A 24560-nucleotide genomic window follows, 5' to 3' on the forward strand; every position below is an offset into this window, starting at 1 on the left:
TTACCTTTTGGATAGAAAATACATGGCTATTAAGTCTGATCGTTGGATTCGCGAGATGAGCGAAAAACACGGCATGATTGAACCTTATGCAGAGAATCAAGTCCGTTTTGATGAAAATGGTGAAAAGTTGATTTCCTACGGGGTCTCTAGCTATGGTTACGATGTACGCTGTGCCCGTGAATTTAAGGTTTTTACTAACGTACATTCTGCAATTGTCGATCCAAAGAATTTTGATGACAAAAGCTTTATCGATATTGAATCTGATGTTTGTATTATTCCGCCAAACTCATTTGCTTTAGCGCGTACAATCGAATATTTCCGTATTCCTCGTAATGTGTTGACAGTCTGCTTAGGTAAATCGACTTATGCTCGCTGCGGTATCATTGTGAATGTAACTCCATTAGAACCTGAATGGGAAGGTCACGTAACTTTAGAATTTTCAAACACCACTAATTTACCTGCCCGTATTTATGCAGGGGAAGGTGTAGCACAAATGCTATTTTTTGAAAGTGATGAAGTATGTGAAACATCTTATAAAGACCGTGGTGGTAAATACCAAGGCCAAACAGGTGTTACACTGCCTAAGACATAATTTTTCTTAGATAGAGAAGAATTTTAAAATAATGGGTCGCTTAGGTGGCCCAATTTTATAAATAAGACTTACATGAGATGCGTTTATCGGAATTACGATAAACGACAGTTTCCTTTTGTAAAAAATAATATAATATGATCAATAATTGATTTGTTTTTTTGTTCTGCATCACAGAATTTAAAAGTAAATGCATCGGTTGTCTTTTAGTAGTAATTGTTTAGATATCTACTAAATTCAGGCAGACCAAATAAAAAGAAATTAAACAGGATTATGCCCCCACGGATACGGAGGTCGGCCATGCGACAGTTTACGTCTCTTCGAGTAGCACTTTTGACACTCGGAAGCTTATGCTTTTCTTCAGCTTATGCTGCTTCTACATTAGTGCCTATGTCAGATGCTGAACTATCAGCCACTCGTGGCCAAGCCTTAATGGGCATGTCTTATATTGCCCCTACGGATTCCGCAAGCAACTCAAGTTCAAATGGAAATATGGGGTTTTATCGACTTGCGCTAGATGCTCAATTAGAACTTAATGCCAATATTAAAAAATTACAGTTAGGTTGTGGTGGAGTAAATGGAGCAGGTGCCTGTGACATTGATATCGATTATCTTAGTTTAAGTGGTGGTACGGTAGATAGTACTAGTACTGAACGTGCTTCTTCTTCAGCTGTTATTACTAATCCATTTTTAGAGTTCGCAGTTAAAAATCCAGATTCAGCTTCTACCCGTGAGATTCAAGGTTTTAGATTGAGTGCTAAGTCACTTTCGGGGTTACTTACTTTTGGTTTAGAAAATGGTGATGCCTCCAGTGGTATTAATTCATTAAGTGGATATATGGTAACTAAACCAACAGGAGGGACCGTAACTACGAATCCTTATTATGGCATTACTCAAGATGAAACAGGAACAGCAATTACAGGACGGGCAGAATTTATAGGTAGCATAGCAACACTCCCATTTACATCCACTAGTTATAACTTGAATTTAGGGGCGGGTAGCGGAACTTTGTCCATGGGACAGCAGATTATTACCGGTAAACGTATTAATACGGCTAACTTAAATGCAACAGCAAAAGTTGGTGGACTTGCTGTTACTGGAACTTTAGATGCAACTGCCTCAGTACTAGGTATTCCTGTCCCGATTTCAGGTGATGTAACTGGAACCGTAAATAATTTAGATGTAAATGTAACAATTAAACAAAGTCTGGGTTATTTCCACGCAGCGCAGTTAAATGGGTCTGCTGGTTATCTATCAGTTCAAGGTGTGAATATTCTATGGCCAGAGGCTGCATCTACAGCCCAAACAGGATGGTGGCTGGAGCTTACAAATCCAATTGATATTGGACAAATTACTCCTACGGGGAATGTTGATATTGCTTTAGCTACAATTACTGATGCTTTGGGACAAGTTAGTTCTTATTTAGAAAGTCATCCTGTTAAATGTGGGGCATTAGCAATAAACTGTTTAGCTGGTAATCTTCCTATTGGAACTGTTGATTTAACAGGGAAAACACCAGCCTCTATGGCCTTAACTAATGTAGTGCTACAAAAACAAAGCTTCTCGGCTAACTGTTATGGCTCATTAAAATTCTGTTAATTGAGTTTTAAAGCATCTACTATTTTTCATTCATCGGAAAAGTTGTTTTTTACTTATTTAATTTTGCATTTGAGTAAATATTCAGCATAATGGAAATGTGGAAAGGTTGGCAATTTTAATGATTGCCCCTTGTGAGATGAAAAAGGAAATAATTTCATCTCGCACCAAGGACTGTTAAAGAAAAAGAAATATGGTGCACAGCATCGTATAAAACAGGAAGGTCACGATGACTACACTTAATTATACGGTATGTTTTCAAAAAACCGTTTTAGCAAGTTTAATTGGACTTTTTTTAAGTCAGTCTAGCTTTGCTCTTGAAGAACTTTCAGATGCTGGTTTAAGTGAAACTACAGGTGAGGGTATTGCGATATTACCTCAAAATGCTTATATGGTGTTTCGCGGTGCTGGTCCAAATGAATCTGTAAATCAAATTATTACCGATCGTAGTAAAGATACAGGTTATATTAACTATGTGCCTGTTGGTCCTTTAAGTGTCTCTGCTGCTGATACGAGTGGTAATGGTAGTGTCGGGCCAGAAGACCGCGCAGTAGGTAAAGCTGATATCTTTCTTTATGGCTTAGCATTATCTAAGTCGGATGGTGATGCAAATTCGCGTATTGCTAACACCTCAGCCGCAGCAGCGATTTCGAGTTGGGGAACAGGTGCAAATCCATGGATATTCAAAGTAAAGACTGCTACCAATGTTCCTAATTTTAGTACAACAGATAGTTCTCTTTATCCAGTCACGTATTTATCTTTAGAGGCTCCTCTTTATCAACCAACAATTGATGGTATAGAGGGAGCTGATGCATATAATTTAAAACTAGGTCTTTGGGCTGATGCATTTGTACGAAATCCAAACATTGTCGCTACAACAAATGGCTCTCCAGCCCAATTTCAATATGGCAATAACAACGGATTAATTGGAACAAGTACTGATACAACTCGTGCTAACCGTTTACGTTTGCAAGGCATTCTAAATGGCTTTAGTTTAAATGGTAGCCAGATTAGTATGTTTCAGACCTTAGGTGGGGCCACCTCTGCTGGGGGAATGAGTCCTTTTTATAACAATACTTTAGGAATGTCTGGTTTAGTCCGCTTAAATACAGGCGATAGTAAAAACACCAGTATCGTGACCGAAAATGTTACGAGTCAAACGCAGACATATGCCACAAGCAATAATAATGGGTGGCAAACCGTACATGCAGGTGCAAACTCAACTTTAAGCACAAGTAGTACTGGAGATTGTGGTAATAGTGGAACAGGAAGTTTTAGCACATCGCGTGGATGTCGTTACTATGTAGAAAATCGCACCAGAACAGATACAAAAACATCGAATAAAACGCGAATCGCATTTAATGATACAAGTAAGGTATTACGTTTTAGTACTAGAGAAACTTCAGACTCACCCAATGCTTCAAATAATTTATATACACCAGCATTTGATTCAGCAGGTGGTGTAGCGCCAAAGTTTGCTGATAGTGAAGGGTTATACCTTTATAATCCAAATATTAACTTAGTGTTAGGTAATTTATATCAGCCCCTTATTTTAGGTTCGGATGGTAAAAATTTTAGTATTGAAATTGCACGGATTGCGAATAAACCTGAAATATATAAACAGATTTATACAGATTACACTGGTGCAGATGCTAGTTATAAAGGTTCTACTTGTAACGTTTATTCTTGTGTTAATCCTACGCACAGTAGTATCTCGATCGGCACAGTTTATAGTCCTGATAATGGAAAAACCTTGTTAGCAAATACAGGGGAAGGAGCTATTGGAGTTTCCTTTGGACGCTTAATTTCAACTGGAACACAAGTTTCTGGAACTTCAGCTGGTAGTTTAGTGTCATTAACCAACTCAGTGTCTGGTACTACATCTGCGACCATGACAGAAGTACGTTTTAAACAAAGACAACAAAATACTCAAACATGGAATCAAACCTATAGTTGTGGTTTGTTTAATTCGAACTGTGATTATAAAACAGTAGGATATTTATATCAGTGGGAATATAACAAAGGAACTGGGGCTTGGGTTATTACAAATCCAACAACAAAACCAGCTGATGCTCCAAAGTGCTCTGGTGCACTAGGATGTACGAGTACATCAGGTTCAACTCCAATGTACGGAACAACCTCCAATCGTGATTGGAGCAATGCTGCTATTCCATGGTTAACTTCAAGAAATGCTGTAGTCAATGATTTAATTGGTAGTAGTAATGGTACAACAGGTTATGTTATTCCAACTGCCAATCAAGCTCCTGCTTTATCTAATATTAGTCCTTTAAATAACTTAGGATCAGCTGCTATAGATGGTGTTTTAATCCAGCACTTGAAACTTACAACTAAAGGTCTATAAGAAGAGGAGATTGATATGAAAAAATTAAGTACTTTGTTCCTCGCTCTTTGCGCCACGGTTACTCATGCAGAGCTGCAAACTTTAGATAATGACGCTTTGCAGGCGATTAATGGTCAAGCTGGTGCTGATTTATCTTTAATGCTTAATTTAAACCAGACAGCTAACGGTGTTTTTGACAATGGTAGTGGTGGTGTCTGTGAGAACGTTGAATTCTGTCATATAGGTTTAGCGATTAACAAACGTTTTGTACAAGCAGATGCAACTAAGCCAAGTGGTTGGGCTGAAAATAGTGATAGTGGTAATAAACTTTGGCTCGTGTTTAAAGGTGTACAAGGAACTTTAAATATTCAAAAAATGGGTTTGGATGGCGCTGATTTAAAGTATCTTGATAAAAGTAATACTGAAATTATTAAGCCGGCTATTCAGCTTAGTTTTAGTGCAGCACAGCCAATTTTAATTCGTAATTTTGGATTTAATGCTTTATCAATTGAGCAAGATAACTTTACCAGCTCAACAACAGCACAAGGTTCGAGTGCAAATATGTATGATTATGCATATTTCAAAAAACCGACATATGCTGCGACTGCCAATAGCGGGAACCAGCAAATTGCTACAGCAACTCCATCGGCCTATGACTATGGACGTGAAACTGGTTTTATGGGTTTAATGATGAATGGGAATTTGGCTATTCAAGGAAAAGTCATGGTGTTTAGCTGTGATGGTAGCCATCCTCGTTGTTAAGGGTTAATGTAGATTTCAAAGGAACTGAAGTGATGAAAAAAAATAAAGAAAATCACAGCTCAAAGTTTATTTTAAATACATTAGCAACCAGCATGTTGTTAGTGAGTGGTCAAATTTATGCTTTAGAAGCTTTAACAGATGCTGATTTGAGTGCCGTCAATGGACAAGATGGGATCTCGATTCAAACTACGTTTAACGAAATTAATATTGATAATGCTTACTGGGATGACCATGCAGGAACGCCAACAAGTGCTGATCAGGTATTAAGAGCTCAAGCAAGTGGTGTAAAAGTCCAAAAAAGTAATGCATCTAGCCAAACTTTAAGCACTAATTATCGTTTAGATGTAGGAAGTAATCCGACTACGGGTAAAACTGGACTCGATTTTTCTATGCAAAGTAGTCCATCACTTATTACTGTAAATAGCGTTAAAGTTTGTAATAGCTCTGCTACATGCTCGCCAACTTTAGGGCAGTTGGCTATTCAAACAACTTCTCCTCTAAATTTGGCACTTACAACCCAAGATGGCTTATTTAATGCAAATAGCCAGTCAAGCATGACACTTGGTATTAATAATGCCAATATTTATCTAGGGCAATTGGATGCTCGCAGCCAGCTAAATCAGTTAATTTTAAGAAATTTTAACTTTAATTTTGTTGGTAAAGGGGCCATGTTGATTGACCCAACTCGTGGCTTAGTTTTACAGACAAATACTGGAACTAATGTTGCTGGTGTAGGGCAAACTCCGAATACTACCTATGGCTATGTTGATTTTAACCGTGTAGCAGATTCAGCTTCTGGTTTAACTGCGGGTACATATGTTGACAGTAGCGGAAAAGTAACGAATTCAGGCCTGAATATTGAGGTGATGCTTAGCTCGAATGTAGATAAAACTAATCCTTATGCTTTAGATGCAACCAATAGTCCTCAAAATGCGAAAGGTTTGATTCGTTTAGGTGCTAGCGGACGTATGGTAAATAGTTATTTACAAGTCCGTGGTATGGATGGTACGGCGGATACCACTACTTTAGGCACTGCAAATACAGCTGCTGGCACAGGTTCAAGTAATAGTATTTTAGGTAATTCTGGCATTGCCTTTCGTATGAAAGGTGAATTCACTAAAGATAATGATTCAATGCTAGGTGCAGATGGTAAAGCAACCACTTTAGAAATTGGTGGAGCAGGTCTGAATGCTTATGGTTTCGAGTTTGGCAACTTAACAGGTCTTAACTCAGCTACGCGGGGTTATTTTGACAGCGGAAATATTTATCTAAATCTTGCTGATACAAAAACCTTATTAATGCCAAACAACGCAACCTTAAATGCAATTCGTTTAGGTAGCGGTACTTTAACGACAGCTGCTGATTATCAGCATAATATTCACCGTGATACGGTTACTAATCCGTTTAGCTTGATTCTTGCAATGCGTGGAGCAGAGTTTCAAGCATTTTCAAGACGTGGTCGTTTTACGACAAGTGCGAATGTCGCTCCTGCCAATCAGTTTGCAGATAATGGTGCAAACAACCAGTGGGGCTTAGCACTACCTTTTTATAATTTAAATGCTAATGCTGCTGTATATGGTTTAGACGCGCCAGCAAATAGTGCTTATTACTATACAAAAGATGCCAATGGTAAACCTGTCCAGAATGTTGTTGCGACCTCTGGAACGACTTCACGTTTGGGTTTTGGTATTGCAGCTGGAACTACGGGACGTGATGCGACTGGAACCAAAACGACCTCAATTTTATTAATTGATGGTTCTCCAAATGCTAATAATGGCGGTAGTCCTACTGATTATTATATGGGGTTACGTAACATTGATATGTTCGTTAAAGGCAATGGAAGCATTGGCTTAGAAAATGGCAGTCTTAATATTAGTTTAAAAGAGATGCTACTTGCTTTATCAACTGAAATTGCAGCAGGTTATTTACCGGGGGCAAAATATAAAACTTGTCCAGCTACCGGGTCGTGTACTTCACCAATTGATAACTTTGCCAGAAATAATGATGTCTTATTTGGTCTAAAACTGCGTTTAGGCGGAGATCTTAACTTATCGATCGTGCCAAACAGCTCAATTGCAGATGGTAGTGCTTTAACTGTACTGGGCGATTTCACCATGCCTGCCACAGCAACTGGAAATACAGTTCAAATTAGTGATCCGATCGATGGTTCTGCAATTGGTTTTGATAATATTACTGGAAAGCTTGCGTTTAATACCGCTTTAGTTGTTGGTAAAGACAGTGCAAGTGGTTTAGGTAAAGTTGGCGTAAATACGGCGGTTTATTTTAATCCAGATAAGAGTATTGACGGCGCATTACGTGTTAAAGATATTAACTTCTATCCTCCATCAACTGGTGCTGGTGCACGTTTAGGTGAGCTTGCAATTACTGGTGGACGTTTAAATAGTAGCTTTAGTATTGTTCCTAGAAATGGTGCTTTTAACTAATAAAGAAAAGTGGCAGCCATTGCCACTTTTTATATGGTTTTTATTTTAATGTGATTAGATTTGCATTCGTCGGGTTATAGGGATAATTGCTTTGTACTTGAATATTATTCTGATAGTCTGAACAAATAATAAGCGTTTGTCTCTTAAGGATTAGAGCGACATGAAGAATAAAAATATAGGGTGCTGGTTGCTACTTGCCAGTAGTTCAAGTGTTTTTGCAATGCAGCCTTTAGATGATCAAAGTCTTGCGGCAGCAACGGGCCAAAATGGTTTAACCTTAGGTATTCAGGCTGATAAAGTTAAATTTAATCAAGTCGCTCTGATTGATACAAACGGTATTGCTTCAACTTCATATAACAGTAAGGCTGGCTTTGTCATTGCAGGAAATTCTACAAATCCAGTTCCTGGCATAGAGTTTATTAAAGCTGCTGTATCGAGTAATCCTTCTTTTAATATTGCAATGGATGTTGATGCTGGTGGTGGAAATCCTTTTTTAAATTTAGCAGTATCGATGGGGAGTGATGTAAACGGTATTCGACTTTTACCTTTTTCAATTTATTTAGCTCCAAGCGCATCTTTATCTAGTCCATCCGATTATGCTTTAACAAGTTATGCACCAAAATCAATTTTTAGTTCGGGAACGACAGTGAATACGGGTGTAAAAGAACTGATCCGTTCTACTGGTAATCTGGATATTAACTTTGTACAAACCAATAAACCTCGTTTAAATATTCAGCTTGGCCATGCTGCTCAATCAGTTATGGTTAAATTTGGAGGGGCAATTCAATCTATTTGTTCTGCTGCTGCGGGTTGTCCAATTACTTTAGTGTCCGATAATACGGGTGCTACATTCGGGTTTAAATTTGCTGGCACAAATACCTCAACAGGTTTTGTACTTGATGGTTTCTATGCCGGTGTTGATCCAACTGGATTAACTTTTGGAAATACAGGCGTATCAAGTAAATTTGATGCTTCACTTAATAATGTCACTTTAGGAAATATGGGTACTCAAAATACAACAACGTTTAATAATTTACCGAATGGCTCAATGGGGAGTTTTGGTGTCACTGGCGTTTCTGTAACCGACTTTAAAATGAAAGTAAGCGGCTTTTAAAAAAGAATAATAGCTTAACCTGAAATACGAAAGAGGGCGGTTGTAAAAACAATCGCCCTCTTTTTTTTTTGACTATATTGCGTTAAATGTTTTCTGATCTGGTGTGTTCTAACTGTTGGACAATTTCATCCAAAGCTTTAATACGTTTTACTTGATCCCATAAGTCTTTCGCTTGTGGATAGGCTTTCGTCATCATGCCTAACCATTGCTTATAACGACCCACCATACCAATTTCTGTCTTTGCCTGACCATTTAAAAAACGAATTTGTAAATCAACAAGTTGTTCCCAACTGAATAATGCCTCATTCATATTTTCACGAATACATTGGGTTAAATCTGGAGTCGTTACCGCACCACGGCCAATCATTAAGTCTTCACAACCAGACTGTTGCTGGCAAGCTTTAGCATCAGCATTGGTCCAGATTTCACCATTCGCAATGACATTAATTTTTAAAGCTTCTTTAATCGGTAGAATTTTTTCCCAATAAGCTGGTGGCGTATAGCCATCTGCTTTAGTACGAGCATGAACCGTTAACCAGCTTGCACCCGCATCTTCAACAGCGTGGGCATTTTCCATGGTGTGATTTTCATCGAGATAACCTAAACGCATTTTTGCTGAAACAGGAATGTGTGCAGGTACTGCATCTCTCACTGCTTTAATGAGCATATGTACAACATCAGGTTCATCAAGAAGAACAGAGCCGCCTCTGTGTCGGTTTACAGTTTTTGCAGGACAACCAAAATTAAGGTCGATTGCAGGAGCACCTAGTTCAACCACTTTTGCAGCATTTGCTGCCAGCATATCTGGGTTGTTACCTAAGAACTGGACATGAACAGGCGTTCCCGCAGCTGTTTTACCGTCGTTCTTTAACTCAGGGCAAAAACTATAGTAAATATGGTCTGGCAAAATGCTGTCTGTAACTCGAATAAACTCGGTCACACACCAGTCGAAATGACCAACAGATGTGAGTGTATCCCGCATGATCGGGTCAGTTAAACCTTCCATTGGAGCGAGTATGAGTTTCACAGTCTGTGTCACCTGAGCAAAAAGAAAACAGCGTTATACGGGATATGTATAACGCTGTCTAGTATCGAAGAAATTTTAATTTACTTAACGGCCCAAGATCATCTCGAGCACAAATTTACTACCAATAAAACCAATCGCCAAAAGCACAAAACCAATTAAGGTAAAACGAATCGCTTTTTGACCTCGCCAACCAAGTTTGTAATGGCCAATCAAGAGTAAGCCATAGATAATCCATGAAATAATACTAAAGACAGTTTTATGAGCGAGATGCTGTGCAAAGAAGCTATCGATCGTCAAGAAACCAAAAGTGAGTGCAATCGTTAATAAAATAAAACCAGTAATAATTAGGTCAAATAACAAAGACTCCATCGCCTGAATTGGCGGGAGTAAATTGACCCAAAAGCGTTTTTTTTGTTTCTTTTTGAGTTCACGATTTTGGAACCAGAGCAAAATAGCGTGAATGGTTGCCATCAATAAAACTGCATAGGCAGAAAGTGAAAGAATAATATGAGTATCTAAGCCTAACGAATGCTGCTCAATAAATTGATCTGGTCGACTGAATCCAAAACCTAAAATTAGACCAATAGCCGCTACAGGAATGCCTAATAAATTTAGCGGTACGATGGGACGAAAAATACTAAAAATTAAACTTAACAACAGCATAAGCCACGATGTAAAAGATACTAAATTAAAAACATCGTAGTTAATTCCGGCTGGTGTCAGCATGGCGTGACATAAAACTGTACCGTGCAACAGGAGCGCCAAAGTCGCAACAAAAGCAAATAACCATGGGTTTGGTTCACGTTTTGACATTAAACGAATAAACAGATACCAGAAAGAAGTGGTATATGCGATGAGTGCCAAAATTGTGTAAACCAAGGGGAGGCTAATCATGTCAAACCTTTTTCAGGATTAATTCATCTATATAAGATATAAATTCGCTGCGAACTAAAGTATCCTATAGCATTCTATGCATAAATTTTCTATTTCGAGAAAGATTTTTTTGCAACTAGCCATTTTAAGCGGATTTTGCAATGTTTGATACCTTAACAGAACGACTCGCACAGAGTTTAAGAAATGTTACTGGCTCAGGGCAGCTGACCGAAGACAATATTAAAGATACCTTACGTGAAGTACGTATGGCACTTCTTGAAGCCGATGTCGCGTTACCTGTAACTCGTGAATTTATCGCGAAAGTTAAGGAAGAGGCATTGGGCCAAGAAGTGATGACTCAGTTATCACCAGGCCAGGCATTTGTAAAAATTGTCTATGACGAACTCACCAAGATGATGGGTGAGGCGAATGAAACACTTGATTTAAGTGCTAAGCCTCCCGTTGTTGTATTACTTGCTGGTTTACAAGGTGCGGGTAAAACGACAACTGCCGCTAAGTTGGCACGTTTCTTAAAAGAACGTCAAAAGAAAAAAGTAATGACGGTTTCTGCCGACGTTTACCGTCCAGCAGCAATTAAACAGTTAGAAACTGTGTCAGCAGAAGTTGGTGCAGGTTTTATTGCATCAGATGCTTCTGAAAAGCCAATTGATATCGTGAATCGTGCAATTGAACAAGCAAAAATCCAGTTTGCTGATGTGTTAATTGTCGATACCGCAGGTCGTTTACATGTCGATGAAGACATGATGGACGAAATTAAAGAATTACATGCTGCTGTTAAGCCGACTGAAACTTTGTTTGTGGTTGATGCCATGACAGGTCAGGATGCTGCAAATACAGCTAAAGCCTTTAATGATGCATTGGCACTTACAGGCGTGATTCTCACTAAAACTGATGGTGATGCACGTGGTGGTGCAGCGCTTTCTGTGCGTGCAATTACGGGTAAGCCAATCAAGTTCTTGGGTATGGGTGAGAAGCTTGATGCTTTAGAACCATTCCATCCAGATCGTGTTGCTCAACGTATTTTAGGCATGGGTGACGTACTTTCTTTAGTCGAGGAAGTTGAACGTAAAATCGACAAAGAAAAAGCCGAAAAAATGGCTAAAAAATTGCAAAAAGGAGGCAGCTTCAACTTTGAAGATATGCTGATGCAATTTGAGCAAATGAAAAGTATGGGCGGCATGATGGGCTTCTTAGATAAGTTGCCTGGCATGAGCGGTGCAGGAATTCAGCAAGCGATTGAGCAAGCAAATCCTGAAAAACAGGTCAAGAAAATGGAAGCTATTATCCAGTCAATGACCGTTAAAGAACGCCGTAATCCAGATTTGATGAACCCAAGTCGTAAAAAACGTATTGCAGCGGGTTGTGGTATGGATGTTGCTGAAGTGAATAAACTCATTAAGCAGCAAGCACAAATGGCTAAAATGATGAAGAAGTTTGCGAATCCATCTGGTATGAGCAAAATGATGCGTTCATTAGGCAATATGCAAAAACAATTTGGCGGCGGTGGTGGTGGCGGAATGGGACCACTCTTTGGTAACAACGACCAAAAGAAATAAGTTCGTAAAATAAAAGGCGCATATAGCGCCTTTTATTTTGTTCTGTATTTTAGTCTTTAGGATAATGAGCAATATATTGTTGTAACCCTTTGAGTAAAAGATCAGTTTCTACAACTGGATCATATTTTTTCAAGAACTTGGCAAAAACAAGTGCATCTCCACCAGTAAGAAGCAGTTTTTTCGGAGATTGCTGCATAATATTTTCGATAGTACTAATAAGGCCTAACAAAATACCGTGATGGACTGCATCTACGGTGTTGTTGCCTGGGTTTAGATTATCAAAAGCTGAGTCTGGAATTTTAATGCCTTTTGTATTTTGAATGAGTGCATCGCGCTGCAAATAAAGGTTGGGTAAAATATACCCGCCTAAATGTTGTTTGCCTTGTGTTAAATCAATCGTTAAGGCTGTTCCACAACCAATAATACAATAGTTTTCGTCTGCTTGAGCCACAGCGAGTACTTGTAACCAGCGGTCAATTCCGAGCTGGCTTGGTACCTCATAGCCACACTTTAACTCAGCATATTCAGCATGAACCTTTGCAAAAACAACAGGAATTTCAAGCCATTTTAGAATTTGTCTAATGCGCTGATTATTCTCGGCATCTAAGACGGATGACACCCCAATCCGATGTAGACCTTGATGCTTAAAATGTTGAATTAACCCAAGTAATAAATCGGCAGGGGATTGCAAATGCAGTTCTGCGGCATGCTCAATAGTTTGGTGATTTTCAGTAATCCAATATTTTAAACGAGTGTTCCCGATATCGAGCCATAAACTTTTCATGGAGAAACACCTGTTTATTGATTGATCTGTGGTCTTAAACGACCTTGATAAAACTGTTTAGGTTCTGGAGTTTCAAGTATGACAGCTCCATCATTGGAAATTCCAACAAAACGGCCTTCTACTAATCCTTGGCTATGCTCAAACTGCACGAATTGATTAATCCATGCGGCATGATGATTAAAACGGCCAGCTAAGTTGTAGCAGCCATGATCGAACCAGCGAGCTGCGTTTTGAATAGCCATATACAGCTCTGAAACTAACTCAAGACGGTTGTTTTGCTCTAAACCTAAATCTTCTAAAGAGGTAATCGGCTGATCACTGTCGGTTACGGGTGGCGTTTTTAAATTAATGCCCACACCTACTATAGCCTGATGTTGCGAAAGGGGTTCAACTAAAATTCCACCCCATTTACCTTGCGCACTATATAAATCATTTGGCCATTTTACTTGTAAGCTTAGAGGCTGTAATTGCGGGATTTGCAAAATATTTAGAGCAACTTCAAGTGCTAAGCGACCATCTAAGGGTGTTCGAGTTTGCACCAATGTGCTTAAATAAATGTTTCCTTCAGGTGAAATCCATTGCCGTTGATGTTGACCTCGCCCTTGAGTTTGTTGAGCACTGCAAACCAAGCCTGTTGTAATGCCTTTTTGGGCAATTTCACGAATATCATCATTGGTCGAAGTTGTGGTTGCTTTTAATAAAACCACTTCTGGAAGCTGGTTTTTTGCGCTTAAAAGTTGTTGTAGTTGGCGAGTCTCTAAATCCATGTTGAATATGAGCAGAGTGGTAAAACATTTATGGAGTTAATCATATATTTACTCATTGGCGCAATTGCTGGTTTTACTGCCGGATTGTTTGGGGTTGGTGGTGGATTAATTATTGTACCAATCCTCTATGTCGTTTTTACCCAGTTACACTATGACCCTGCGGTAATCATGCATATTGCAGTAGGAACATCACTAGCAACGATTATCGTAACGTCTTTTAGTTCGGTGTCGGCTCACCATAAAAAAGGAGCTGTACTTTGGCCAGTTTTTCGTAATTTAGCACCCGGGCTCATTATTGGTTCATTTTTGGGTGCTGGTATTGCTGACCTGATGTCTGGTCAACATTTGCAACTTCTTATTGGTATTTTTGCTGTTTCCATGGCTTATCGCATGTTTAAAGGCGCCCATGTTGTCGTTGATCCAACACGTCAGCTTCCTTCAGCATCTATGCAAGTGATGGCTGGTGGGGGAATTGGTGTTGCCTCTGCAATTTTTGGAATTGGGGGAGGAAGCCTAACTGTACCGTATTTAAACCGTCACGGCGTAGTTATGCAAAAAGCAGTCGCAACTTCTGCTGCTTGTGGTTTACCCATTGCAATTGCGGGCGCAATTGGTTTTATGTGGTTTGGTGCTAAAGAACACATCTCTGTACCTAACACGATTGGTTATGTACATATCTATGCTTTTATTGGCATTAGTGTTATGAGTTTTATTACAGCCAAGTTTGGAGCAAAAGTCGCTCATGCATTGTCACCGCAAATGTTAAAAAAATGCTTTGCCTGTTTGTTAGTGGTGGTAGGGAGTTATTTTATTTATAAAGGCATTATGCACTAAAGAATAAAATATTAATCTTAAGAAGACTATGATGTAAGAGCTTGAATTCTTAGAAATTCGAGCTTTTTTTATTAAATAATATAAGAACATTTGGGGCTTTTATTCATCCGATTTTGGTGTTGTTTTTAAATGGGTTGGCTTAAAATGCAATGAAATTGTCAGACAATGACATAGTTTTTAATCGATGGGATCAGTTAAAAACAAGGATGCGAAAGAAAAGCATGGATTAATGCATATAAAAAGTAGCGGGTGATTTATGAATCTCGAAGAGACAGAAAGTCTTTCTGAGCAAATTGTCAAATATATTAGCGAACAGATCATTAGTGGTGAGCTGGTTGAAGGCGAGCGTATTCAAGAATTACGTATTGCCAAAGAGCTAGATGTAAGCCGAGGGTCAGTTCGTGAAGCATTGTTATTATTAGAGCGTACTCATTTAATTGAGATATTTCCACGCCGCGGGGCAATTGTTTCAGAAATGTCTGCACAGCAGGTTAAAGCACTGTTTGACACAAACGTGATGTTATTGGGGCATATTGTTCAACGCATCAGTGAAACATGGCGCGCACATGAAGCAGATCAATTGCAGCTCTTATTAGAACAACTTCTTGAGCATGTAAAAGCAGGAGATATCGAAAAATTTTATGATGGTGTTTTTCAATATCTCGCTGAACAGCAAGATATGGTGGGTAACCCTTATCTAATGAAGTTTTATAAAGAGTTACTACCTTCACTACGTCGCAGTTATTTTTTGACCTTAAATACCTCTAAGCGGGAACTACAAGAAGCATTTGCATTATTTAAACTCGTGACTGATGCAATTTTGATCCGAAAATCACAACAAGCCGCTTTATTTATGGAAGATTTTTGTCGACACTTACGTAACCTTGTGTTGGAATCGCTGACACGAATGAAACAGATTGAATTGGCCTGGGCAAGACGCTCACGCCGCTAGTTAGGGCATTATGCGTTTAAGCAGTTTAAAACTTTCCGGCTTTAAATCTTTTGCAGATAGTACAACTTTAAATTTTAAGGCGAACCGCACAGCAGTGGTTGGTCCAAATGGTTGTGGCAAATCAAATGTAATTGATGCCATTCGTTGGGTGATGGGTGAATCAAATGCTCGTCAGCTACGTGGTGGTAGCATGCAAGATGTTATTTTTACAGGAACCTCCAAGCGTAAGCCAGTGGGTGTGGCGAGTGTTGAGCTACGTTTTGATAATACCTATGGCAAATTGGGCGGGTCATATAATGCTTATAATGAGCTCGCCGTTCGTCGTCAGGTTACCCGTGAAGGTAAATCCGAATATTTCTTAAATGGCACACGTTGCCGCCGCCGTGATATTACCGATATTTTCTTAGGAACAGGGCTAGGACCACGTTCTTATGCAGTGATTGAACAAGGCATGATTAACCGTTTGGTTGATGCCAAACCTGAAGAAATGCGTATCTTTATTGAAGAGGCCGCAGGTGTTTCACGCTATCAAGCTCGTCGACGCGAGACTTTGCAACACCTTGAACATACTGAGCAAAACCTTTCACGTTTAGAAGATATTGCCCTCGAATTAAAATCACAGCTGAAGACGCTTAAACGTCAATCCGAAGCAGCGGTTCAATATAAAACTCTGGAAAGTCAGATTCGTACCCTGAAAATTGAAATTTTGTCCTTTCAGGCAGATAAAAGCGTACGCTTACAAGAAGAATATACAGTTCAAATGAATGAGCTGGGTGAAACTTTTAAATTAGTCCGCTCTGAGTTAAGTACGATTGAACATGATTTAGAAGCAACCAGTGCTTTATTTCAGCGCCTCATTCAGCAATCTTCACCACTACAACAAGAGTGGCAACAAGCTGAGAAAAAACTATCTGAACTGAAAATGACTCTGGAACAAAAACAGAGTTTATACCAGCAAAATAGTATGACTCTCGTTCAGTTAGAACAGCAAAAATTCCAAACTAAAGAACGTTTACAACTTTCGGAATTGCAACTTGAAACACTGAATAATCAGTTAGATGAACAAACTGAATCATTAACTGGAATTGAGCATACTGCAACGGAAGCTGAACAAAACTTTGCTGATTTACAATCTCAGCAAAAACAAGCACAACAACAGTTTGAACAAATAAAAGCTCAGGTTGAAAAACAACAGCAGCAAAAAATGCAAATGTCTGCCCAAATTGAGCAGTTAGGTAAAAATGTTCAACGCATTGAACAGCAAAAAGAAACCTTGCAACATCAAGCAAGTCAGATTCAATCGCATGTTCATGAAGATGAGCAGGGCGATTTTGAGCAACTACAGCAGCAATTACGTTGTGAAATCTCGACGTTAGAGGCTGAAATTGAGCAGTATGTGCAACTGATTGAACAGTCTCAACAAGCGCATCAGACAACCAAAAATCAGCAACAAACGCTAAAAACAGAAATACAGGTTTTATTATCTGAGCAGAAAAACTTAAGCCAGCTTGTTGCTAAACAAAGTCCAAAGCAACATCAAGATGCACTACGTTTAATGCAGGCTCTACAGTTAACGGAGCAAGGCAAACCGCATGCGCAGATTGTTGAAAAGTTTTTAGCAAAATGGTTACAAGCTCATATTCTTGAGACTGAACAAACTTTTCAAGAAGGGGTTGCTCGCCAGTTAAAACCGTCAGAGCAAACAAGCAAATTTAAAGGGAATTTGGCCTGTTTAAATGACTGGATTGCGTCGCCACAGTTATCAATCTTTTCGAATGTAGCGATTGCACAAGATTTGACGGTCGCTTTAAATGAGCAAAAGCAACTACAACATGGTCAGTCTATTTTGACTTTAGATGGCTATCATGTCGGGCAGGATTGGGTGATTGCCCTTATGTATGATGATGAAAGTCAAAGTGCACAAGGTATGCTGAGCCATCGCATTCGTCTAGATGAAATTGAACAAGCCCTTGAAAAGCAACAACCCGAATTACAAGCATTAGATCAAATTTTAGTTCAACAGAAAGATGAGCTAGGGCAGTTGCAGGCTGACTTGCAGCAGAAACAGCAAGTTGTTAAACAAAAACAAAAAGACTTACAACAGCTTGATGTACAAATTGCTAAACAGCAAACCGCAGCACAAGCATTTTTACTGCAAAAACAACAATTGAAAGATCAGTTAGCTCAGCTAGACATGCAGCTTGAAGAAGACGCAATGCAAAAAGATGATCTTGAAATTGATTTGCATGCTCTAGCAATCAAACTTGAAACTATTTTACCTGATTATAAAACCTTGCAATTCCGGGTAGAAGAGTTAACGGAACAGTTAGAAGAACAGCAACAAGCTCTACAACATCAGCAACAAGAACGCGAGATTTTACGCCGTAGTAGTACGCAAACCACTCAACAAATCGAATTGCTTGAAAAAGATATCTCGTTCTTGCAGAGCCAATATCAGCAAATTAATGCTCAAATGGAACAAGCGAAAAAATTTGTTGACCCTATTCAATTAGAGTTACCAAATCTTGAGTCAGAATTTCAGCAACAATTTGCTCAAACTGAAAAGTTGCAAAAGAACTGGAATGAATGGCAGCTTGAACTCAATAGTGTGCAGGAAAAACAACAAACCCTGACAGATCAGCGTCATCAATATCAACAAAAAGATGAACAACTCAGAGAGCAACTTGAAGAAAAGCGTTTGGCATGGCAAGCGGCTAAGTCAGATCGTGAACATTACCAAGAACAGCTTAAAGAGTTAAATGCCGAAGTCCAAAAAGGCTTACAAATCGATTTAACTGAGCACCAGCAAAAACTGGAAAAAGTACAGAAACAGTTTGAAAAAATCGGTGCGGTAAACCTTGCGGCTTCACAAGAATTTGAAGAGGTTTCTCAGCGTTTTGATGAGTTGAGTCACCAGATCCAAGATTTGGAAAATACGGTAACTCAACTAAAAGATGCGATGAAAAGCATTGATCAGGAAACCCGTAAGTTGTTTATGACAACGTTTGATCAGATTAATCAAGAGTTGCAAAATCTGTTTCCAAAGGTCTTTAATGGTGGTGAGGCGAGTTTAAGCCTTGAAGATGACTGGCAATCTGGTGTTAAACTGATGGCAAGACCACCGGGTAAGAAAAATAGTTCTCTAGCATTACTTTCCGGTGGAGAAAAGGCGTTAACAGCGTTAGCATTAGTATTTGCGATTTTTAGATTAAATCCGGCACCGTTCTGTGTGTTAGATGAAGTGGACGCACCACTTGATGATGCGAATGTTCAGAGATATTGTAATTTGGTAAAAGAGCTTTCTGAACATGTACAATTCATTTACATTACACATAATAAGCTGGCGATGACCATGGCAACTGATTTGTTGGGTGTGACCATGCCTGAACCGGGTACATCAAAATTAGTCACTGTCGATTTAGAACAGGCAAAAGAATACGGGTTAGTTTCGGAGTCATAGAATGGAAATCAATACGATTATTGGCATCGTTGTCGCCATTATTATTATGCTAATTGGCTTAAAAATGATTTTAAAAAAGTCAAACCATGCCGAACCCTCATTAGACAGTGATTTGCATATTAATCCTGATAGTAATCAACCAGTTATACCTAGACATGTGCGAGATCAGCTTGAACAAGCTGAAGCTGAACGTGTATCGGCAACTAGTACAGAGCGAGTAGAGCCGACGTTAAATGAATCTGCATCGGTAGAAACTAGTACAACAAAACCAACAGAAACTTTGGCTGTAGAACCTGCTCAATCAATTTCAGCCGAATCAACTCAACCCGCTGTTGAAAATTCTTCGGACCAGATTAAATCTGAAGAAACTGTAAAAAGCTCTATCATTAACACAGACAGTTCAGCTGAGTTAGTTGATACGGTTTCTGTTAAATCAGAAATTGAAGCTTTATCAGAAGAAAAATTGAAATCTGAAAGTGAAAAAACTGAACCTGAGTTGAGTTTAAACCCCAATATTGAAACTGCCGAAATTGCTGAATTTGAAGGCGAGAGTAATATTCTGGATGTACATTTGCATGAACAGCAACGCTATGATGATGAAAGTGCATTAGCGATGGCTGAACAGATTATTGCATTAAATGTCTATCCGAACCCGCGTCGCGCGTTGTCTGGCGATAAAGCACTTAAAGTATTGTTAAAATATGGTTTACGTTATGGCGAAATGTCATGTTTCCATCGCTATGAAAATACGGATGAGCCGAGCGTACTAATGTTTTCAGTACTGCGTATGACAGACAATGGACCAGCTGGATTTGATCTTGAAACCTTGTCTAGTGAACAAGTTCAAGGGTTGGCATTTTTCCTTGCGCTTCCAAACAGTAAAGCTGTAACTGGTTTTGACATGATGGCAAGTATTGCAGGTTTAATTGCTCGTGAAATTGATGGCAAAGTTTATGATGAAAATAATCTTGAATTTACACCACAGTTAAAAGAGCACTGGCGTCATCATGTGATTGATTATCGTCCGGCACATGCGACTGCCTAGTTTTAATTTTTTACATTCGTTGCGATAATTGCAACATATCTAGTCGCAGCTCAGGGTGGAGAAATTTCCACCCTTTTTTATGGTGAATAACATAATGGCAACAACTTCCGTGATCGAACAGATGCGTCAGCTTATTCAACTGATTGCAAAGCATAACCACGCCTATTATGTGATGGATCAGCCGACAATCTCGGACAGTGAATATGATCATTTATTTCACCAGTTAAAAGCTTTAGAAGAGCAATATCCTGATCAGGTTCAATCAGATTCTCCAACCACAAAGGTAGGCGGCCAAGCACTCTCTAAATTTCAAAGCGTAACTCATGTCGTTCCGATGCTTTCTTTGGGGAATGTTTTTAATCAGGAAGACTTATTTGCATTTGCTCGCCGTGTTGAAGAGCGTTTGCCTAACCAAAAAGTACAATATGAAGTAGAACTAAAACTTGATGGTCTTGCGATTTCGCTTTGGTATGAAAATGGTGTGTTAATACGTGGTGTTACACGTGGTGACGGCGAAACCGGAGAAGACATTACCCAAAATGTCAAAACGATTCGTAACTTGCCTAAAGTGTTGCATTCAGATCATTTTGAAATTCCACGTTTGCTTGAAGTCCGCGGTGAAGTGCTCATGCCAAAGTCTGGCTTTGAAAAACTTAATGCCGATCAGGAAGCAAAAGGTGAGAAAACGTTTGCGAACCCACGTAATGCCGCAGCAGGTAGTTTAAGACAGCTCGACCCGAATATTGCTGCTAGTAGACCTTTAGCGTTTTATGCGTATGGTATTGCCCAGTGCGAACCAAATCATAACTTAACCACCATGCACGACAGCCTGCAATGGCTCACACAACTTGGATTTGAAATTGCTGAGCGTCAATATCTATGTAATTCAATTCAAGAAGTACAGCAGCGTTATGAGCAAATCCAACAAGAACGTCCAGATCTACAAGTTGAAATTGATGGAATGGTCGTAAAGGTTGATGACTTAAAACAACAACAACAACTTGGTTTCTTAAGTCGTGAGCCACGTTGGGCAACTGCTTATAAATTTCCTGCACAAGCTGCATTAACTACAGTTGATCAGATTGATTGGCAAGTAGGGCGTACAGGTACTTTAACCCCTGTAGCGCGTTTAAACCCTGTATTTGTAGGGGGAGTAACGGTTTCCAACGTAACTTTACATAACATTGGTGAAATCCATCGTCTAGATGTGCGTGTTGGTGATACGGTTAGTGTTTATCGTACGGGCGATGTTATTCCTAAAGTAGAAAAAGTTTGGCCAGAATTCCGTTCACCTGACGCTGAAATTGTACATTTACCTGAAAGCTGTCCTGTTTGTGCTTCTCCTGTAGTTATGCCTGAAGGAGAAGCTTTAGCACGTTGTTCTGGTGGACTTTATTGTGCTGCGCAGCGAATTGAAGCCATTCGTCACTTCGTATCACGTAAAGCTCTCGATATTGAAGGTCTAGGCGACCGCTGGGTAGAGTCTTTATTACATCTCGATTTGCTCAAAGATGTTGCCGACATTTACCATTTGCATGAGCACCGAGAAACTTTACTCGGTATTGAAAAAATGGGTGAGAAATCGGTACAAAACCTGATTGATGCCATTGAAGCCAGTAAGAAGACAACGCTTGCTCGTTTTATTTATGCTCTGGGAATTCGTGGGGTGGGTGAAACAACAGCTAGAATGTTGGCCAATACTTTCCAAACTCTAGAAGCGCTTAAAGCTGCTGATGTTGAAGCTTTAAAGAAAACTCCAGATGTCGGTGATATTACCGCAGAGTGGATTGCTGACTTTTTCTTGGCACCACATAACATTGAAGTGCTTGATCGCTTAATTGCAGCCGGGATTCATTGGGATGCGCCAACAGCTCCAACACGTCAGCCGTTAAATGGTGAGAGCTGGGTTTTAACAGGCACATTAGAGCAAATGACCCGTGATCAGGCGACTCAAATGCTACAAGCATTAGGTGCGCGTGTAAGCGGTAGTGTATCAAGCAAGACCAAATGCGTTGTTGCGGGCGAGAAAGCTGGTTCGAAATTAGAAAAAGCAGCAAAACTTGGTATTGCTGTTATGAATGAGACTGATTTCTTATCACTTATGGCGAGCTACGGGCAGACTTTAAGCGAATAGGTCTACCGAAATAAGAACCATTGATTTTAGTTACAAATTTATAAATTGATGGTTTAAGTTATATTTTAACGCTTGTTTGAGCTTATAAATCAGACAAGCGTTTCTTTTTGCACAGGAAATTTAAATAACTTAAACTGCAAATGCGTATGTTTCTCATTTTAATTTGATAAAAATCATAAACTTAACTATTTTTTATTTTGCAATCATTTTTAAGATTGCCCATAATAGTCTTCATACGATAGGAGATTTATTATGCGTGGCAATCCAGAAGTCATAGACTATTTAAATATGCTCATTGGCGGAGAATTGGCTGCCCGTGATCAATATCTAATCCATTCTCGTATGTATGAGGATTGGGGCCTAAATAAAATTTATGAACGTATTGATCATGAGATGCAAGAAGAAGCTTCTCATGCTGATGCGATTATTCGCCGTGTATTGTTCTTAGGTGCTAAACCAAACATGCATCGTGAAGATATCAATGTTGGTACAGACGTTGTATCTTGTTTAAAAGCTGATTTGGCGCTTGAATATCATGTTCGTGAAAAGTTAGCGACAGGTATCAAACTTTGTGAAGAGAAGGGCGATTACATTAGCCGTGATATGTTGCGTCAACAATTATCAGATACTGAAGAAGACCATACATACTGGTTAGAAAAGCAATTACGTTTAATTGAGTTGATTGGATTACAAAACTATATTCAATCTCAAATTTAATAAAAGACCCAGCTAAGGCTGGGTTTTTTTATTGGCTCATTTTAATAAAATGAAGTCTTGACTTAGATGTTAATTTTGTCAAATTGAACATATTCAAAGCCTTACTATATAAGGCTTTGGCAGTTACAAAAAAGTCAGAAAAATTGTATCGCACCCCCTGTTTTTTTTATGAAATTGTTTATAATTTCGCCAACAAAACCCTTGCCTAGAAATTTAATGAGGCAAGGGTTTTTCTATGGAAAATCGGTTGGTATGGATCGCCAATGATTTTATGGTGAGTTCGCGAAATATGTTATTTACCAAACCTGCTGTTTTAGACACAGCTACTCTCTTAAGCACACAGCGTCTTGCAACACGACTAAGCTTTTTTAGCTTAGGTTTTGCGACTGCAGCTTGGGCACCTCTCATTCCTTTTGCACAGCAGCGCCTAAACCTAAATCATGCTGATTTTGGTTTACTTTTGCTTTGTATGGGTATTGGCTCAATGATCGCTATGCCTGCGACTGGTGCTTTAGTCAAGCGCTGGGGGTGTCGTCCGTTAATTGCTTTAGCATTGATGCTGTTAATTGTCTTATTGCCTAGCCTTACGATGTGGAGCAGCATTGTGACCATGGCTGTAGCATTGTTTGTCTTTGGATCGGCAGCAGGATGTCTTGGAGTGGCTATTAATTTACAAGCAGTAGTTGTTGAAAAACATAGCTTGCGAGCGCTCATGTCTAGTTTCCATGGAATGTGTAGTCTTGGTGGCTTAACGGGCGCTATGCTCGTGACAGCACTATTGGCAGTAGGACTTTCACCCTTAATGAGTACTTTATCAGTCGTTATGATTTTGCTTGTTATTGGTGGTGTTGCTATTCCTTCTTGTTTAACGTCTTTTGAACAGGATGAAAAGCCACATGAAGATACAACTCAAGCACCGAAAAAACGTTATCGTCCCGATGGCATTATTCTGCTTATTGGTATGATGTGTTTTATCGCCTTTTTATCAGAAGGTGCTGCGATGGATTGGGGTGGTATTTATTTAACAAGTAAATATCAACTTAATCCTGCTTTTGCTGGTCTCGCATATACTTTTTTTGCGCTTAGCATGACCACTGGTCGTTTTGCAGGTCATGTCTTACTTAAGCAATGGGGCGAAAAAAATATTGTGACTTATAGTGCAATTGGGGCCGCGATTGGTATGGCTGTTATTGTGACAGCACCCGTGTGGCAAGTGGTTGTACTAGGTTATGCGCTATTAGGATTAGGCTGTTCTAATATTGTGCCAGTGATGTTTTCTCGCGTAGGTCGACAAAACAAGATGCCGAAAGCAGCAGCACTTTCTTTAGTATCTACGATTGCCTATACAGGTTCATTAAGTGGACCAGCTTTAATCGGTTTAATTGGTGAATGGACTGGTTTAAGTACGGTTTTAACAGGCGTAGCTGTATTGCTTTTTGTTATTGCTTTACTTAACCGTTTTACATTAATCAAGACAAATTAATTTATAAATAATATCTACCCTCTAGCGAACATCGAGAAATTAAATTTCTCGATGTTCTTTT

The 24560-nt window shown here is 39.3% G+C and carries 18 protein-coding genes; 14 read left to right on the forward strand and 4 right to left on the reverse strand.

What is annotated here, in order from left to right; genetic code table 11:
• Positions 1 to 22 precede the first annotated feature (22 nt).
• The 6 genes from dcd to F886_RS06260 all read left to right on the forward strand — a co-directional run bounded on the left by dcd (position 23) and on the right by F886_RS06260 (position 8846).
• Complete coding sequence (gene dcd / locus F886_RS06235) at positions 23 to 592, forward strand: dCTP deaminase (protein ID WP_003653416.1); 570 nt, start codon at positions 23 to 25, stop codon at positions 590 to 592.
• A 297-nt stretch (positions 593 to 889) separates the two neighbouring features.
• Entirely contained in the window at positions 890 to 2188 is a 1299-nt protein-coding gene (locus F886_RS06240; RefSeq protein ID WP_005303014.1) for a type 2 periplasmic-binding domain-containing protein, read from the forward strand.
• Positions 2189 to 2414: 226 nt separating this feature from the next.
• Positions 2415 to 4547: a hypothetical protein gene (locus tag F886_RS06245; RefSeq protein WP_005303016.1), complete on the forward strand. Its 2133-nt coding sequence runs from the start codon at positions 2415 to 2417 to the stop codon at positions 4545 to 4547.
• 15 nt (positions 4548 to 4562) lie between these two features.
• Entirely contained in the window at positions 4563 to 5288 is a 726-nt protein-coding gene (locus F886_RS06250; protein ID WP_005303018.1) for a DUF6160 family protein, read from the forward strand.
• 32 nt (positions 5289 to 5320) lie between these two features.
• Positions 5321 to 7732, forward strand: coding sequence for a DUF6160 family protein (locus F886_RS06255; RefSeq protein ID WP_005303020.1), 2412 nt, complete (start codon positions 5321 to 5323; stop codon positions 7730 to 7732).
• Positions 7733 to 7892: 160 nt separating this feature from the next.
• On the forward strand, positions 7893 to 8846 hold the full coding sequence (locus F886_RS06260; protein ID WP_005303022.1) for a DUF6160 family protein: 954 nt from the start codon (positions 7893 to 7895) through the stop codon (positions 8844 to 8846).
• Positions 8847 to 8928: 82 nt separating this feature from the next.
• On the opposite strand, the gene F886_RS06265 is transcribed toward F886_RS06260, so the two are convergent.
• Both F886_RS06265 and F886_RS06270 read right to left on the reverse strand, forming a co-directional pair.
• Complete coding sequence (locus F886_RS06265) at positions 8929 to 9873, reverse strand: tRNA dihydrouridine synthase (RefSeq protein WP_005303024.1); 945 nt, start codon at positions 9871 to 9873, stop codon at positions 8929 to 8931.
• Positions 9874 to 9957: 84 nt separating this feature from the next.
• Complete coding sequence (locus F886_RS06270) at positions 9958 to 10767, reverse strand: cytochrome C assembly family protein (RefSeq protein WP_005303026.1); 810 nt, start codon at positions 10765 to 10767, stop codon at positions 9958 to 9960.
• A gap of 140 nt (positions 10768 to 10907) precedes the next feature.
• Here F886_RS06270 and ffh point away from each other — a divergent pair, with 140 nt between their 5' ends.
• Positions 10908 to 12323 (forward strand): signal recognition particle protein, encoded by a 1416-nt coding sequence (gene ffh / locus F886_RS06275; RefSeq protein ID WP_005303028.1) that lies wholly within the window; start codon positions 10908 to 10910, stop codon positions 12321 to 12323.
• Between the two features lie 49 nt (positions 12324 to 12372).
• Here ffh and F886_RS06280 read toward each other — a convergent pair whose 3' ends face one another.
• The gene (locus F886_RS06280) at positions 12373 to 13107 is read right to left on the reverse strand and encodes a pantothenate kinase (RefSeq protein ID WP_005303030.1); all 735 of its coding nucleotides are present in this window, start codon (positions 13105 to 13107) and stop codon (positions 12373 to 12375) included.
• 14 nt (positions 13108 to 13121) lie between these two features.
• Positions 13122 to 13874, reverse strand: coding sequence for a biotin--[acetyl-CoA-carboxylase] ligase (locus tag F886_RS06285; RefSeq protein ID WP_004641534.1), 753 nt, complete (start codon positions 13872 to 13874; stop codon positions 13122 to 13124).
• Between the two features lie 30 nt (positions 13875 to 13904).
• On the opposite strand from F886_RS06285, the gene F886_RS06290 reads away from it, so the two are divergent.
• The 7 genes from F886_RS06290 to F886_RS06320 all read left to right on the forward strand — a co-directional run bounded on the left by F886_RS06290 (position 13905) and on the right by F886_RS06320 (position 24499).
• On the forward strand, positions 13905 to 14708 hold the full coding sequence (locus F886_RS06290; RefSeq protein ID WP_005042782.1) for a sulfite exporter TauE/SafE family protein: 804 nt from the start codon (positions 13905 to 13907) through the stop codon (positions 14706 to 14708).
• A 256-nt stretch (positions 14709 to 14964) separates the two neighbouring features.
• Complete coding sequence (locus tag F886_RS06295) at positions 14965 to 15660, forward strand: GntR family transcriptional regulator (RefSeq protein WP_004794249.1); 696 nt, start codon at positions 14965 to 14967, stop codon at positions 15658 to 15660.
• A 10-nt stretch (positions 15661 to 15670) separates the two neighbouring features.
• On the forward strand, positions 15671 to 19120 hold the full coding sequence (smc, locus tag F886_RS06300; protein WP_005303033.1) for a chromosome segregation protein SMC: 3450 nt from the start codon (positions 15671 to 15673) through the stop codon (positions 19118 to 19120).
• Between the two features lies 1 nt (position 19121).
• Positions 19122 to 20165, forward strand: coding sequence for a cell division protein ZipA C-terminal FtsZ-binding domain-containing protein (locus tag F886_RS06305; protein WP_005303035.1), 1044 nt, complete (start codon positions 19122 to 19124; stop codon positions 20163 to 20165).
• Positions 20166 to 20259: 94 nt separating this feature from the next.
• Positions 20260 to 22299 (forward strand): NAD-dependent DNA ligase LigA, encoded by a 2040-nt coding sequence (ligA, locus tag F886_RS06310; RefSeq protein ID WP_005303037.1) that lies wholly within the window; start codon positions 20260 to 20262, stop codon positions 22297 to 22299.
• A gap of 252 nt (positions 22300 to 22551) precedes the next feature.
• Complete coding sequence (gene ftn / locus F886_RS06315) at positions 22552 to 23016, forward strand: heteropolymeric bacterioferritin subunit Ftn (RefSeq protein ID WP_001214863.1); 465 nt, start codon at positions 22552 to 22554, stop codon at positions 23014 to 23016.
• A 289-nt stretch (positions 23017 to 23305) separates the two neighbouring features.
• Complete coding sequence (locus F886_RS06320) at positions 23306 to 24499, forward strand: MFS transporter (RefSeq protein WP_081402212.1); 1194 nt, start codon at positions 23306 to 23308, stop codon at positions 24497 to 24499.
• The last annotated feature ends 61 nt before the right edge of the window (positions 24500 to 24560 follow it).

Origin of the sequence: Acinetobacter sp. NIPH 542 (genome assembly GCF_000369825.1) — a bacterium.
GTDB classification, from domain to species: domain Bacteria; phylum Pseudomonadota; class Gammaproteobacteria; order Pseudomonadales; family Moraxellaceae; genus Acinetobacter; species Acinetobacter oleivorans.

What these genes read in the sequence shown, in the direction of transcription:
- dcd (WP_003653416.1), top strand. Translation starts at nt 23, where the DNA reads ATGGCTATTAAGTCTGATCGTTGGATTCGCGAGATGAGCGAAAAACAC.
- F886_RS06240 (WP_005303014.1), top strand. Translation starts at nt 890, where the DNA reads ATGCGACAGTTTACGTCTCTTCGAGTAGCACTTTTGACACTCGGAAGC.
- F886_RS06245 (WP_005303016.1), top strand. Translation starts at nt 2,415, where the DNA reads ATGACTACACTTAATTATACGGTATGTTTTCAAAAAACCGTTTTAGCA.
- F886_RS06250 (WP_005303018.1), top strand. Translation starts at nt 4,563, where the DNA reads ATGAAAAAATTAAGTACTTTGTTCCTCGCTCTTTGCGCCACGGTTACT.
- F886_RS06255 (WP_005303020.1), top strand. Translation starts at nt 5,321, where the DNA reads ATGAAAAAAAATAAAGAAAATCACAGCTCAAAGTTTATTTTAAATACA.
- F886_RS06260 (WP_005303022.1), top strand. Translation starts at nt 7,893, where the DNA reads ATGAAGAATAAAAATATAGGGTGCTGGTTGCTACTTGCCAGTAGTTCA.
- F886_RS06270 (WP_005303026.1), bottom strand. Translation starts at nt 10,767, where the DNA reads ATGATTAGCCTCCCCTTGGTTTACACAATTTTGGCACTCATCGCATAT.
- ffh (WP_005303028.1), top strand. Translation starts at nt 10,908, where the DNA reads ATGTTTGATACCTTAACAGAACGACTCGCACAGAGTTTAAGAAATGTT.
- F886_RS06280 (WP_005303030.1), bottom strand. Translation starts at nt 13,107, where the DNA reads ATGAAAAGTTTATGGCTCGATATCGGGAACACTCGTTTAAAATATTGG.
- F886_RS06285 (WP_004641534.1), bottom strand. Translation starts at nt 13,874, where the DNA reads ATGGATTTAGAGACTCGCCAACTACAACAACTTTTAAGCGCAAAAAAC.
- F886_RS06290 (WP_005042782.1), top strand. Translation starts at nt 13,905, where the DNA reads ATGGAGTTAATCATATATTTACTCATTGGCGCAATTGCTGGTTTTACT.
- F886_RS06295 (WP_004794249.1), top strand. Translation starts at nt 14,965, where the DNA reads ATGAATCTCGAAGAGACAGAAAGTCTTTCTGAGCAAATTGTCAAATAT.
- smc (WP_005303033.1), top strand. Translation starts at nt 15,671, where the DNA reads ATGCGTTTAAGCAGTTTAAAACTTTCCGGCTTTAAATCTTTTGCAGAT.
- F886_RS06305 (WP_005303035.1), top strand. Translation starts at nt 19,122, where the DNA reads ATGGAAATCAATACGATTATTGGCATCGTTGTCGCCATTATTATTATG.
- ligA (WP_005303037.1), top strand. Translation starts at nt 20,260, where the DNA reads ATGGCAACAACTTCCGTGATCGAACAGATGCGTCAGCTTATTCAACTG.
- ftn (WP_001214863.1), top strand. Translation starts at nt 22,552, where the DNA reads ATGCGTGGCAATCCAGAAGTCATAGACTATTTAAATATGCTCATTGGC.
- F886_RS06320 (WP_081402212.1), top strand. Translation starts at nt 23,306, where the DNA reads ATGTTATTTACCAAACCTGCTGTTTTAGACACAGCTACTCTCTTAAGC.